The organism is Chryseobacterium artocarpi (assembly GCF_001684975.1).
GTDB lineage: Bacteria > Bacteroidota > Bacteroidia > Flavobacteriales > Weeksellaceae > Chryseobacterium > Chryseobacterium artocarpi.
This window is the reverse complement of record NZ_MAYH01000049.1, coordinates 185963-199953: the sequence shown is the minus strand read 5'-3', so window position 1 is coordinate 199953 and position 13991 is coordinate 185963. Positions and strand designations below refer to the sequence as shown.

Sequence of the window (13991 nt, the reverse complement as noted above, 5' to 3'; positions counted from 1 at the left end):
CCTAAACCGCCCTAATGGTTCAATAAAATATTTTCAAAGCTATATTTTAGCTTTAAAACATAAAAATTATAGATATTCTTTAATCTGCTGAAGATGAGTAATTGCTTTTAAGCCTGTCCCCTGCTTACCTTCTTTATAAACATCAAAGAAAATAGAATCCATACCAAAATCTCTTCCTCCCATAGCATCAGCGATCCAGTCGTCACCAATCATGATACTTTCTTCTTTCTTAGCATCAGAAAGCCCAAGAGAATACTCAAAAATCCTTGGATTAGGTTTTCGTACGCCTATTGCGTCTGCACTCGTAATGGTTTTAAAGTAAGGTGCAATTCCTGATAAAGTACATTTCCTTTCTGTTACTTCCTGAAAACCGTTAGAAATAATGTGTAATGTATAATTTTTAGCCTTAAGATAATCAAGGATATCTTCCGCTCCATCCACCAGTTCGTTGTGGCTTACAATATTATCCAGAAAGTGTTCTTCAAAATAAAGTGCCAGTTCTTTATCATCCACTCCAAAATGCATGAAGGAATCATAAAAACGGTGTTCTCTCAAATACTCTTTGCCTATTAATCCATCTCTGATCTTCTCCCATAAATCTTCATTGATATCATGGTAAACATTATGAAACTCTTCAAAGTCGATATTGTACTTCGAAGTAATTTCCTGTTTTTCGAAAAGGTCTTTGATTGTTAAATAGGCATTTCTGCGATGATCCCAGAGCGTATTGTCCAGGTCAAAATAAACGTGCTGCATTTTCATACAGCACAAAGTTAATAATTTTAATTTTTTGTAATAGGATAATTCTTGCTCTTGCTTTTCACAATTTCAAGGCTTTTCGAAAAATTGAGCAGAAAATCAATGGTTTGCTTTTTAGGTTTCAAAGTTTTCACTTTTAAGGAGTCATTTTTTTTCATAAGCGAAGTATGTTTTCCTTAAAAACGAGAAGTTTTACAAAATATTATCTATCTAGTTAATATTATGTTATTTTCATCCATGATTTTTCTCAGGTTTATCAATGCATATCGTACTCTACCCAATGTGGTATTAATACTCATGTCAGTATGATCTGCAATTTCCTTAAAGCTAAGCCCGTCAAAGAATCTCAGTTTAATTACTTCCTGCTGATTCAAAGGAAGAAATTGTAACATTCTCAATAAATCCTCCTGAATTTGATTGCTTACCAACTGGTCTTCAATATTTTCCGAAGGTTCTCTGATCAGATCAAAAATAGAATATTCATCAGTTTCAAAAGTTGTCTCTGAAACTTTGATATTTTTTGCTTTCAATCTAAAATGGTCGATGATTAAATTGTGGGAAATTCTTTTCGCCCAAAGAATAAATTTTCCTTCTTCGTTATAGCGTCCTTCTTTCAGCATTACAATGATTTTCATGAATGTATCCTGAAAAATATCGTTGGCTAAATCTTCATCATTAATTTTGTAAAAAATGAATGTAAACAGTTCTCTCTGATGGCGATGAATAAGGGTTGATAACGCCCCCTCATCTCCTTTCTGGTAAAGCGAAATTAGTAAACTATCCGATTTTGATTTCATAACTCTTCTCAATATAAATATTTGCAGCCCAGCTATCGACCAGATAAATTATCCAGTTCTTGCTGTATATACAAAACAGTTCTTCAGAGTAGAGTCTATTCGATAGTTGGTACAATTATATTATGGCGTAAATATAATAATTTTTTAATAACTGTTAAGCTAATATTAAATTTTAAAGAGAAAAATTTAAAAAAAATCATTTAAACATATCATGAATGAATACAGTAGGGATATTTAATGTAAAATTAATATTCAACCCTTTCATTTCTTTTCCATTCAAACGGGTATCTCCGATAGGAAAAGCATAGCCTCCTGTAAGATCAAGCATTCCAAATAAAGTAACTCCAATTTTAGGAGCAACATATTTGTTGGTACCTTCCGCTCCTATCAGGAAATAATAAGAATGGTAGAAATCCACATCCTTTTGAAAATTAAGTAAAACATCGGCATTAAGTTTCGGCATGATAGCAAACTTCGAATCGACAGAACCCATCAAAGCAGAGCCTCCTAATCTGTAAATTACATCATCATTTTTAAGAAAAAGCAATTTACCTCCTACTTCTCCAAAACTTTGGTTTTGATACGTATACCCTACAGTAATCATCTTATGCATGGTATATTGTGCTTTCACCAGTGTACTTAGTAAAAACAGGGATAGAATAGTAACTGCTGTTCGAAAATTCATCATCTTTCTATTTATTAAGGTGTAAAATTAAAAAAAACTGCCTTACCGGAAGGCAAAGCAGTTCATAATATTTGTTCAGAAGAATAAATTAAATTCCGAAAGCGGCTTTAATTTCATCTACTTTGTCTAATTTTTCCCAAGTAAAGAACTCAAGACCTTCCAACGTAAGCTCATTTTTATGCCCTTTGTTGAATGTTTTATCAGCTATATAGTGCTCTTTCCCCATGTGACCGTAAGAAGCCGTTTCCTGGTAGATAGGGTTTCTTAATTTTAAGTTCTGCTCAATAGCATAAGGTCTTAAATCAAAGATTGTAGACACTTTTTTAGCGATATCACCATCGTGAAGATCAACTTTTGCAGTTCCGTAAGTATTGATATACAAACCACAAGGTTCAGCAACTCCAATTGCATAAGAAACCTGTACTAAAACTTCGTCCGCAACACCAGCAGCTACTAAGTTTTTAGCAATGTGTCTTGTTGCGTAAGCAGCACTTCTGTCTACTTTTGAAGGATCTTTTCCAGAAAAAGCACCACCACCGTGAGCTCCTTTACCACCGTAAGTATCAACGATAATTTTTCTACCTGTAAGACCTGTATCTCCGTGAGGACCACCGATCACAAATTTACCTGTAGGGTTGATATGATACTTGATCTGATCGTTAAATAATGCTCTGATCTCTTCAGTCTGCTGAGCAACAACTCTAGGAACAAGAATATTCTTGATATCTTCACGGATCTTGTTTAGCATTTCTTCTTCAGTTCCGAAGTCATCATGCTGAGTAGAAACCACGATAGAATCAATTCTGATTGGTTTGTGATCATCAGAATATTCGATAGTTACCTGGCTTTTTGCATCAGGACGTAAGTAAGCAATTTCTTTATTTTCTCTTCTGATCGCAGAAAGTTCTTTAAGGATTGTATGTGCCAAGTCCAAAGCTAGAGGCATATAATTTGCCGTTTCATTGGTAGCATATCCAAACATCATTCCCTGGTCACCAGCTCCCTGAGCATTTGCTTTTGCCTCAAAAGACTCATCATTTACAGCTCTGTCAACCCCTTGGTTGATATCCGGTGACTGTTCATGAATTGCAGAGATTACTCCACAAGAATCTCCATTGAACATATATTCTCCTTTTGTATAACCAATTCCATTGATTACTTCTCTGGCAATAGTCTGAACGTCAAGGTATGCATCAGATTTTACTTCTCCTGCCAATACCACCTGTCCGGTAGTTACAAGAGTTTCACATGCTACTTTTGAATTTTTATCGTATGCTAAGAAATGATCGATCAATGCATCGGAAATCTGATCGGCAATTTTATCCGGATGTCCTTCTGAAACAGATTCAGATGTAAATAAGTAAGACATATTATTCTTTGGTTTTTTAAATTAAAAAAAAATTATTGACGAAAAATAAGAATAAAATTGCCCAGAAAAAAGAATACTGTTTTAGCATTTTTTTATAGAGGTTGCAATCAGGTCAAATTTTTCCTCGTCGTAAACGTCAGCAAATTTAAGCACTATTTTCGTAATACTCAAAAATTTTGTTTACTAATTATATTTTTCTTTAAATTAATGACTTATATCACTTTAAAGCATTCCGTCTACTGAGGCTTTATGCTTACAAATTCCTTTGGACTTTCGTGATAATTTAATTTAAGTTCCAAAGAATTTTTGATAGAATGTGACAATTCATCAATGATCTTTTGCTTAAAGGTAGGCTTATAGTAAATGATACTAATCTCTCTGTAAGGGAAAGGCTTCTTGAATCTGAAAACATTCTTTTTCTGCTCTTCAGAAAGCTGACTTAGCGCAAGCTCCGGAAGAATACTGATTCCTCCCACTTTATCTACCATATGTACTAAAGTCTGAATATTGGATGCCAAGAAATCTAAATTTTTAGGTTTCAAAGTATTTTCTTTCAGATGACAGATATTTTCGAATTGATTTCTAAGACAGTTTCCTTCTTCAAGCAACCATACTTTTTCAACATTCAATTCTTCAGGAATAATGTAAGAATTCTTTTTATTAGCCTCAGTATTAGAGCTATAGATCATCAATTCTTCATTGAATAGGAAATCCTGGTAAAACTCGTCAGCAGTATCATAAGGAGTAGAGATAATTCCGGCATCAAGCTCTCCTGCTTTTAAAGCCTTAATAATATTATCCGTTGTCATTTCCTTTACATTCATCTGAATTTTCGGATTTTCTTCAAGGAATTTAAAGATCTCCGTAGGCAGGATAAATGAAGAAACAGTAGGAATGATTCCAAGATTGATAGTTCCTCCTAGAATATTATTCAAAAGGTTAGCTTTGTTTTTCAGCTCATTGACAGATTCTATAATTACCTTAGCCTGATCAATGATCTGAAGACCTACATCTGTGGTACGGATCGGGTGCGTAGTTCTGTCAAAAACCTTCACATCCAATTCATCCTCAAATTTCTGTATCATGGCACTTAAGGTAGGCTGGGTAATGAAGCACGCCTGAGCTGCTTTTCCAAAATGTTTATACTTATCAACAGCGATAAGATACTCCAGTTGCTGAATATTCATTTGATTAATATTATCTATTACAAAGATATAACGTTTTTGTTATTAGCAATTAAAAAATCAAGTAAATTTGATATTCACTACCTTTACACTTGGATTTAGAAAAAGAAAACAATTATTCAAATCATCAATTATATGGATTCTAAAAAATTAACGTTAAGCAATGGCGCGCCCTACTTTGAGCATCAGGATTCCCAGACGGTAGGACCAAGAGGTCCGGTATTGCTGCAAGACTTTATTCTTCAGGAAAATCTTGCACACTTCGTTAGGGAGAGAATTCCTGAAAGAATTGTACACGCAAAAGGAAGCGGCGCTTATGGAACCTTCACCGTAACCCATGACATCAGCCAATATACTAAGGCAAAATTATTCTCAAAAGTAGGAAACTCCTGCAGAATGTTTGCCCGTTTCTCTACAGTAGGAGGGGAAAAAGGAAGTGCAGATACAGCAAGAGACCCAAGAGGTTTTGCTTTAAAATTCTATACAGAAGACGGAAACTGGGACCTTGTAGGAAACAATACTCCGGTATTCTTTATTAAAGATGCTAAAAAATTCCCGGACTTTATCCATACCCAAAAGAGACTTCCGAAAACCAATTTAAAGAGTGCCACCATGATGTGGGACTTTTGGAGCTTAAACCCGGAATCGCTTCATCAGGTTCTGATATTAATGTCAGACAGGGGAACTCCTTACGGCTACAGACATATGCATGGTTTCGGATCACATACTTTTTCAATGATCAATGATAAAAATGAAAGAGTATGGGTGAAATTTCACTTCAAGACAAAACAAGGGGTCAAAAATTTCACAGATGAAGACGCCGTAAAAATGGCTGGAGAAAATCCGGACTTTGCACAGGAAGATCTTTGTAATGCTATTGAAAACGGAGATTTCCCAAAATGGACAATGTATATTCAGGTAATGACCGAAGAACAGGCAAAAGATTTCAGATGGAATCCTTTTGATGTAACGAAAGTATGGTTCCATGATGATTTCCCATTAATTGAGGTAGGAGAAATGGAGCTTAATGAAGTTCCTGTCAATTATTTTGCCCATGTAGAACAATCTACGTTCTCACCAAGCAGTTTAATTAACGGAATCAGCTTCTCCCCTGACAAAATGCTTCAGGGAAGATTATTCTCTTATCCGGATGCACACCGTTACAGAGTTGGAGTAAATGCTCACCAATTAGAAGTAAACAGATGCCCATTCGCTGTTAACAATTATCAGAGAGATGGTTATATGGCAGATTCAAGCCATTATCAGGATAAACCAAATTACTATCCAAATAGTTTTGATGATATCCAACCGGATGTTTCTTATAAAAACTACGAGTATGAGTTAGATAGTGCCCATGTTGCCAGCTACAACAGAAATGATAATGACAGTGATCATTATACTCAACCAGGACTTCTTTATTCAAAAGCTATGAATGCGGAGGACAGAGATAATCTGATTCAAAATATCATAGGAAGTATGAAAGGAATCAGCGGACCTAAAAAAGATGAAATTATTAACAGACAATTGTGTCACTTTTTCCGCGCTAACATTGAGCTTGGCATGAAAGTAGCTTCACAATTAAACATCAATATCGATGCAAATATGATGAATCATTCTAAATAATCATATTGAACAATAAATTAAAAAAAAGGAAAAAAAAATAATATTTTTTCCTTTTTTTTGTAAAAAATTCATAATTTGCAAAGGATGATATTTCAAAGTGGAAAAATGAGTTACGAAAATATATTATTAAAAAAGGAAGATAAATTATCTATCATTACAATAAACAGACCTGAAAGTTTAAATGCACTCAACGCAAAAACAATTCAGGAAATCAGTACAGCATTGGATGAGCTTAATTCTGACAATTCATGTAGAGTTATTATTCTTACAGGAAGCGGAGAAAAATCCTTTGTAGCTGGAGCTGACATCAAAGAATTCAGTGATTTCGGACAGGAAAAAGCTGAGGAACTTGCAAGAAACGGACAAAATACTTTGTTCAACAAAATTGAAAACATGTCTAAGCCCGTCATTGCAGCCGTAAACGGTTTTGCATTGGGAGGAGGTTTAGAGCTTGCCATGGCATGCCACATCAGATATGCATCGGAAAACGCCAGATTAGGGCTTCCTGAAGTAACACTTGGATTAATTCCAGGGTACGGGGGTACTCAAAGGCTTCCAAAGCTTGTAGGAAAAGGTATTGCCAACGAAATGATCTTCTCTGCCAAAATGATCCCTGCTCAAAAAGCAAAAGAGATCGGACTGGTAAATGAAGTATACTCTATTGAAGAATTATTAACCAAAACGAAAGAATTAGCGAACACTATTGCCAACAATTCACCAATGGCAATATCTAAGGCTATTAACGCCGTAAATTTATCTGACACGGAGAAAGGTTTTGAAACTGAAATCAAATATTTCGGGGAACTTTTTGAAATGGAAGATAAGAAAGAAGGAGTAACTGCTTTCCTTGAGAAAAGAAAGCCGAACTTCTAGTCTTTCAAAAAGATTTTAATCCAAATTATTTCGAAAAAACTAATGTTGCGGTATGAATAAGTTTGATAAAGCTTATCTAAAAATGGCTCAAGAATGGGCAAAACTCTCCTACTGTAAGAGAAAACAGGTAGGAGCTCTTATCGTAAAAGATAGGATGATTATTTCAGATGGTTACAACGGGACTCCTATGGGATTCGAAAACTGCTGTGAAGATGGAGAGGGAAAAACGCACTGGTATGTATTGCATGCGGAAGCCAACGCTATATTAAAGTTGGCAGCATCTACACAATCTGCAAAAGGCGCTACGTTATATTTAACGCTGTCGCCATGCAAAGAGTGTAGCAAACTGATTCTGCAGGCAGGAATTACAAGACTGGTGTACATTAATGAGTATTCGGATGACGATGGGATATCGTTCCTGAGAAACCATAACATTGAAATAGAGCAAATATCGGACTGTGAACTAAAAAAATAAGCACAAATATGACTTGGGATGAAAAGATCAAAGATTTTGAAATATTTCTTCGCTTCGAAAGAAATTTTTCAGAAAATACTCTCGATGCCTATGTTCGGGACATCAAGAAATTAAAAGATTACGCAGAAGAAGATCTGGCAAACGTCGGTCCAGACTCTATCGGTTACGAAAACCTGCAGGAATACATTTTCAATCTTTCTAAACAGAAATTCAGTGAGAGATCACAGGCAAGATGGATATCATCCATTAAAGCTTTCTTTAAATTTCTGCTTGAGGATGAATATCGTGAAGACAATCCCGCAGCGTTACTTGAAGGTCCTAAATTAGGACTGTATCTACCTGATACTTTAAGCTTACCAGACATTAATAAAATTATTGCCGCAATTGAGGTCGATACAGATCTCGGAAGAAGAAACCACAGCATCATTGAAGTGCTTTATGGTTGCGGACTCCGTGTTTCTGAACTAATTGATCTTAAGATCTCCAATATTAACTTCAAGGAGCAGTATATCAAAGTACACGGAAAGGGAAACAAAACCCGTTTTGTTCCTTTGGCGGATTACACTGCTGAACTGCTGGAAAGTTATATTAAAGAGGTACGTTCTAAAGGAAAAATCAATAAGAAATATGAAGATACTCTGTTTTTAAACAGCCGTGGTACTTCCATGTCGAGAGTAATCGTATTCCTTATTATTAAAGAACTTACAGATAAAGCAGGGGTTAACAAAAAAATATCTCCACATACATTCAGACATTCTTTTGCAACGCATTTATTGCAGAATGGTGCAGATCTTCGTTATATTCAGGAAATGCTTGGTCATTCCAGCATTACAACAACGGAAATCTATACCCATCTGAAAACGGAAGAGCTAAGAGATGTTATCTTAAGTTATCACCCGAGAAATATTAATGTTACTCAATAACATATGAAATTATTGAAATATTGTCCGAGCTGTGGCAAAGAAACTCTACATTGGGATAGTGAAAAAAAATGGAGCTGCCCAGAATGTGGTTTTACACTGTACAACAACGTGGCGGGCGCTGTAGCGGTTGTCATAAGATGTGGCGACGAAATCTACCTTACCAGAAGAAACAGAGATCCTAAAAAAGGAAAAATGGATCTTGCCGGAGGATTTGTTGATCCTAAAGAAAGTGCAGAAGAAACCTGTAAAAGAGAACTTTTTGAAGAGCTTCAGCTGGATGTTGATATTTCAAACCTAAAATACCTTACAAGTCTTCCAAATGTTTATCAGTATAAGGAAATTGATTATAATACGATTGATCTCTTTTACGAATATAATGTTTCAGAGAAATTTGAGGTAAACCTTGAACTTTCAGAGATATCGGAAGCGGTATGGATTCCTTTAAAGGATCTCAACCTTGAGGATATTGCTTTTGACTCTCAGAAGAAGTTTTTTGAAGGTTATTTAAAGAAATAATTTTTGTAATATAGGCTCTCGCAGATTTTACAGATGAAGCAGATTATTGGATTTTATCCACTGCTTATTTTGTAAAATCTGCGGGAGTTTTTTTAAATTAATATGTTTTTGATTTCAGCATTTCATCAAAATACTGAATTAGTAGAGTTCTTTCTGCCTCTGAAAGTTTAGCTTCCTTATGATAGACAACATAACCTGGTAACGGCATTGTTTTATGCTTAAGAGCTTCCATTGATCTATCAAGCATATTTTCTTTTAACTCCTTATTATAGGTTCCCCAAACAGAAAAATTAAGATGCTGACGTCCTTCGTTCACGTGGCTTTTCACAGACCATGAAATAGGTGCAATATAAGCGTATTTAGGATATATTGTTTCGTCGGAATGACAATCGTAGCAAGCATTTCTAAGAATAGTACTTATCTTTTCAGGAGCCTGTTTCATCTGAACAAAGTTCACTTTGGAATCAACCGGTTTATTTACTCTATCTATCGGAAAAAACTGAATAAGAGCAAATGCTACAAGTGTCCAGAATACTATTTTCTTTACCGTCTTCATCATCCTATTTTACGGGAGTTATAATTGCATTATTGGATTTTATTTCTTTTTTCACATCCTGCTTCACTGATTCTTTTTCTTGTGGAGGACTATCTACAGGTGCAGCCGGAGCAGGAACAGCGTTTCCTTTAGGATTATCAAGCGTTCTTGTATCTTTTAGATCCCATTCTTCTCTTGTTTCCCATAAGGCTCTTACAACTCCTTTTTTATAGTAAACATAAGCATCTTCAGCAAAGGTTTCTGTAGTAAAGTCAGCTTCATCCCAATAATTATTCTCATTATTATCTACTAAAATCCTTACAATATACTCTGCAGGTTTTAGAATATCAAACTTCACTTTATCTCCTTTGGTATATTTTTGATAAACTACTTTTTCAGACTCGTCCATAAGCTGAATCCAATATTTGGAGGCAGGAGGATTCAAAAGAGTAAATTCAAGACTCCCAAATTCTTCTACTTTATCTACTTCGAAATCAAAACGTTTCGATTGTGTATTTTTAGCGTAGAATGAGGATACTGTTTCTTTTGGAATGGTAAGCTGATAATTTTTTCCACTTACAAAATCAGACTGCACCTGAATTTGATATGGATTGGTAGCTGAAATCTTTGCAGTAAACGGCAGAGTTGTCAAACTATCTCCTTTGACTGTAAGTGTCCATTTTGCTGGATCTATTTTATCAACAATATAATTGGATGCAATTTTAAAGTCAGACTTTGGAGCCAATGAACCTCCTCCATTATCACTAAAGACGTCCATTGCGTTTTTCTTATTATATTTATAGAATAAAGAAGCAGAATAAATACTATCTTTTTTCAATCCTTTATCGTGGCTGAATACCAGTTTTTCTGTTGCTTCCTGCCCAACATTATCCTTTACAGCATCAAACCAGATTCTTACAGAGTCTGATTTTGGACGATGCGTTATTTTTACATCTTTAATTTTTTCATTAAGAGACGCTACTTTTACTTCTTCCGGATGTCCTTCAAATAACATCAAAACTCCTCCTGCAATCTCTTTCATCTCTGTATACTTCACAGGTTTTTTCGAAGGATAAACACTTAAGTTTAATCCTGAGACCGATTTTTCAATGTCTACAGGTTCTTTTTGGAACCCTATTTTTTCTTTTCCCGGATCGTATACAGAATTTCCGTTTTCATCTTCGAAAGCGATTATTTTATATTTCCCTGGAGAAATGTAATTCAGTTCATAGTAACCATCATCATCTACTTTGGTAATATAGTAAGGCTTTTGTTTGTAGTTCATTGTATCTTTTACCTGATACAATCCTACAACCAGTTTATTTTCATTACTTCCAGCTTTCTTTTTGATCTGGAGAGCATCTTTTACTTCACCACTGATATAGGTATCATCTAATTTATCTCCTGTAGAAAAAGCAAAATTGTAATAACGCAGAATATTAGATTCGTTATTATCAACGATTGAATTTCCGAAGTTAAAATTATAAGTAGTATTTGCCTGAAGAGTATCTGCCCACTGGATCAGAACAAATTTGTTGGCAATATTAGACGGAAGAATTCGCTTGATATTTTTAATCGGAGGCGAAATGATCAAATTCTTATTGATATCCTTTAAAGTAATGTATTCATCAAAATCCAGGCGAAGCTCGTGGATATCTCTTTTTACATTTACTCTTGTAGTATCAATATTTGAACTTAAAAATCTTGGTGCCAACGTGTCTTTTGGACCTCCCACAGGAGATCCTACCCTTGCACAAGAGTGTACAAGAAAGCTGATAACGAATAATAAAAGAAACCTTTTCATGAAAATGTTTAAGCAAAAGTAAACATTATTCTCCAAAAACTTCGTGTCCGCTATTCAAACTATCTTTATTGTCATTCATTACCGTTTGAAGTTTCTCCTGCTGTAAAGGGAAATTCTCAAATAATCCTGATAATGCAAGTGCCGTATACACTTTTCCTGAATATTTATTCCCGATAGCAACAATCGTAACTTTAGACTTTAGAAGATGAGCAAAAACAGAGTTTGTTCCATGCCACCATCCATTGTGATAAGTCAGTTTTTCACCGTTATCAAATATTTTCATTCTGAAACCTAAGCCATAATTGTTCATTCCGGCTTTTTCGTTACTGTAAGGAGTAAATACCATTTGCATCAGTTCAGGCTTCAGGAAGTCTTTTGAGAACATTGCTTTCGAAAAATTATATAAATCTCTTGGGGTTGTATAAACGTTTTTATCTCCGTAAATAAGGTCCAGCCTATCCAGAGGATACAGCTTATTTCCACCATAATAGAAAGATTGTGAAGCTGTAGGAATATCTTTTTCCTGGAAGATATAAGAATTGTTCATTTTCAATGGTGTGAAAACCATTTCTTTCATTGCTTGCGGAAAAGGAGTCTTTGTTACTTTTTCAATCAGCAATGCCAATAAAGCAAAGTTCGTATTACAATACATAAATCCTGTATCTGTATCTCTCGCCAGTTCAGGTTTGTATTTGATAATCATATTCAAAACATCCTGATTGGTAATAAACGGCTTGGAAAGTTCTGCAGGTGCAGGTTGTATTTTCGTAATGAAGTATTCGTATTTTGGCAGACCACTTCTCTGATCCAATAAAGTCTGAACCGTCACATTAGGATAAGGAAAGCCAGGAAAGAATTGTGTAAGATGATCGGAAAGCTTTATTTTTCCTGCTTCTACCAGTTTCATCATCGCCATAGCCGTTAACGTTTTGGAAACGGAAGCAACGTGTAATGGTGTATTTTTATCGATTGGCATCTGGTTACCTTCTCTTCCGAAGCCTCTGTAATTTTCATAAAGGATCTCATCGCCTTTTGCAACAAGAATTCCACCACTAAGATCTCCTCCTTCCCATACTTTTTTATAGTACTGGTCAATATAACCTGTCAATGACTCTTTATTGGAAAGCTGTCCGTCTGCTTTAGTAAAAACATTTCCCAAATCTACATTTCCATAATTGGGAAGATTGGTCGTGTTTTCGGCTGAAACCGCTTTGGATTCAGATTTATTTTTACAAGAAAAAAGGGATAAGACAACAGTTATAGTAAGTACAAAATTACGCATCCTCATTAGATTCAAAAATGAGCGGCAATTTAATAAAAGTCAAAAATAAATAGTAAATATGAGAGTGACATTATGAATTATTTAACATAAATAAAATGAAAAGAGAAATGAAAAGGCGAATTTGTCTTTTTACAAATTCGCCTTTATACTATTTTAAAACTTTGTTTTGTCGCTTAAATCTACTGGCAGTGGGAAGCAAGAATTTTATCCACAATAAATTGAGCCAGTTTTTCTTTACTCTGATGCGTCCATCCGGCAATATGTGGAGTAACAATTGCTTTTTCGGATTCCAAAAGATATTTTAAATCTTCATTTTCTGTTTCAAGATTTTCAAAAGAAGACTTTTCGTATTCCAAAACATCTAAACATGTCCCTTTTACTTTCCCCGATTTTAAAGCTTCTACTAAACTTTTCGTTTTTACATTTTTACCTCTTGCTGTATTAACGAAATAGAAGTCATTTTTCATCCCTGAAATAAATTCTTCATCAATAAGGTAATGCGTTTCTGAGGTAAGAGGAATATGCAAACTCAATACTTCTGCAGATTGCTTTAATTCATCCAGGGTAACCTGCGTTGCAAATTCATCCGCCAGATTGGGAAGTATATCATGAAAGATGACTTTACAACCAAAACCAGAAAGTCTTTTTGCCGTTGCTTTACCCATATTTCCATAGCCTATCAACCCTACTGTCTTTCCAAGCAGCTCGTCACCTCTGTTTTCTTCACGTTTCCAAATCCCGTTTTTTACTTCCTGAGAAGCAATAAAAAGTCTGTTCATGATCACCAACAACATTCCAACAACATGTTCCGCCACAGAATCTCTGTTTCCTTCCGGAGAATTGATCAGCTGAATACCTAATGATTCTGCCACAGGAATATCAATATTTTCCATCCCTGCACCTACCCTTGCAATAAACTTCAGATTCTTTCCTTTCTCAAGAAAATTTTTGTCCAATGGAATACGACTTCTGATGATAATACCATCATAATTGTTGATTTTATTACAAACCTCATCGTAAGTAGACGTAAAATCTTCTTCTAAAATAAAGTTTTTAGCCAGAAGCTGTTCGGTAATAAGGGGGTGGTTTTTATCTAAAAGGAGAATTTTCATAATTTAAACACAAATGACACAAATTATAAGGTTCCGTTAATAACTCTTTTTACG

The 13991-nt window shown here is 35.0% G+C and carries 14 protein-coding genes; 5 read left to right on the top strand and 9 right to left on the bottom strand.

The window, feature by feature from the left end; genetic code table 11:
- Positions 1 to 66: 66 nt before the first annotated feature.
- From BBI01_RS20205 to BBI01_RS20185, 5 genes are all read right to left on the bottom strand, one after another.
- Complete coding sequence (locus BBI01_RS20205) at positions 67 to 762, bottom strand: YjjG family noncanonical pyrimidine nucleotidase (protein ID WP_065396448.1); 696 nt, start codon at positions 760 to 762, stop codon at positions 67 to 69.
- A 203-nt stretch (positions 763 to 965) separates the two neighbouring features.
- Positions 966 to 1556: an RNA polymerase sigma factor gene (locus BBI01_RS20200; RefSeq protein WP_065396447.1), complete on the bottom strand. Its 591-nt coding sequence runs from the start codon at positions 1554 to 1556 to the stop codon at positions 966 to 968.
- Positions 1557 to 1752: 196 nt separating this feature from the next.
- Positions 1753 to 2244 (bottom strand): hypothetical protein, encoded by a 492-nt coding sequence (locus BBI01_RS20195; protein ID WP_065396446.1) that lies wholly within the window; start codon positions 2242 to 2244, stop codon positions 1753 to 1755.
- A gap of 85 nt (positions 2245 to 2329) precedes the next feature.
- A complete protein-coding gene (metK, locus tag BBI01_RS20190) occupies positions 2330 to 3610 on the bottom strand; it encodes a methionine adenosyltransferase (protein WP_065396445.1) in 1281 nt (426 codons plus the stop codon).
- A 236-nt stretch (positions 3611 to 3846) separates the two neighbouring features.
- Positions 3847 to 4797: a LysR substrate-binding domain-containing protein gene (locus BBI01_RS20185; RefSeq protein ID WP_065396444.1), complete on the bottom strand. Its 951-nt coding sequence runs from the start codon at positions 4795 to 4797 to the stop codon at positions 3847 to 3849.
- A 132-nt stretch (positions 4798 to 4929) separates the two neighbouring features.
- Here BBI01_RS20185 and BBI01_RS20180 point away from each other — a divergent pair, with 132 nt between their 5' ends.
- The 5 genes from BBI01_RS20180 (at position 4930) to BBI01_RS20160 (ending at position 9204) form a co-directional block, all read left to right on the top strand.
- Positions 4930 to 6417 carry a catalase gene (locus BBI01_RS20180; protein WP_065396443.1) on the top strand — a complete coding sequence of 496 codons (1488 nt, stop codon included), beginning with the start codon at positions 4930 to 4932 and terminating at the stop codon, positions 6415 to 6417.
- 105 nt (positions 6418 to 6522) lie between these two features.
- A complete protein-coding gene (locus tag BBI01_RS20175) occupies positions 6523 to 7290 on the top strand; it encodes an enoyl-CoA hydratase/isomerase family protein (protein WP_065396517.1) in 768 nt (255 codons plus the stop codon).
- Positions 7291 to 7342: 52 nt separating this feature from the next.
- Positions 7343 to 7765, top strand: coding sequence for a deoxycytidylate deaminase (locus tag BBI01_RS20170; RefSeq protein ID WP_065396442.1), 423 nt, complete (start codon positions 7343 to 7345; stop codon positions 7763 to 7765).
- A gap of 8 nt (positions 7766 to 7773) precedes the next feature.
- Positions 7774 to 8688, top strand: coding sequence for a site-specific tyrosine recombinase XerD (gene xerD, locus BBI01_RS20165; protein ID WP_065396441.1), 915 nt, complete (start codon positions 7774 to 7776; stop codon positions 8686 to 8688).
- A 3-nt stretch (positions 8689 to 8691) separates the two neighbouring features.
- On the top strand, positions 8692 to 9204 hold the full coding sequence (locus tag BBI01_RS20160) for an NUDIX hydrolase (RefSeq protein WP_065396440.1): 513 nt from the start codon (positions 8692 to 8694) through the stop codon (positions 9202 to 9204).
- Between the two features lie 97 nt (positions 9205 to 9301).
- On the opposite strand, the gene BBI01_RS20155 is transcribed toward BBI01_RS20160, so the two are convergent.
- The 4 genes from BBI01_RS20155 to BBI01_RS20140 all read right to left on the bottom strand — a co-directional run bounded on the left by BBI01_RS20155 (position 9302) and on the right by BBI01_RS20140 (position 13937).
- On the bottom strand, positions 9302 to 9763 hold the full coding sequence (locus tag BBI01_RS20155; RefSeq protein ID WP_438561400.1) for a heme-binding domain-containing protein: 462 nt from the start codon (positions 9761 to 9763) through the stop codon (positions 9302 to 9304).
- 1 nt (position 9764) lies between these two features.
- Positions 9765 to 11543 (bottom strand): Ig-like domain-containing domain, encoded by a 1779-nt coding sequence (locus BBI01_RS20150; protein WP_065396439.1) that lies wholly within the window; start codon positions 11541 to 11543, stop codon positions 9765 to 9767.
- 25 nt (positions 11544 to 11568) lie between these two features.
- The gene (locus BBI01_RS20145) at positions 11569 to 12831 is read right to left on the bottom strand and encodes a serine hydrolase domain-containing protein (RefSeq protein ID WP_083190172.1); all 1263 of its coding nucleotides are present in this window, start codon (positions 12829 to 12831) and stop codon (positions 11569 to 11571) included.
- Between the two features lie 173 nt (positions 12832 to 13004).
- Positions 13005 to 13937 carry a 2-hydroxyacid dehydrogenase gene (locus BBI01_RS20140; protein WP_065396437.1) on the bottom strand — a complete coding sequence of 311 codons (933 nt, stop codon included), beginning with the start codon at positions 13935 to 13937 and terminating at the stop codon, positions 13005 to 13007.
- Positions 13938 to 13991: the final 54 nt, after the last annotated feature.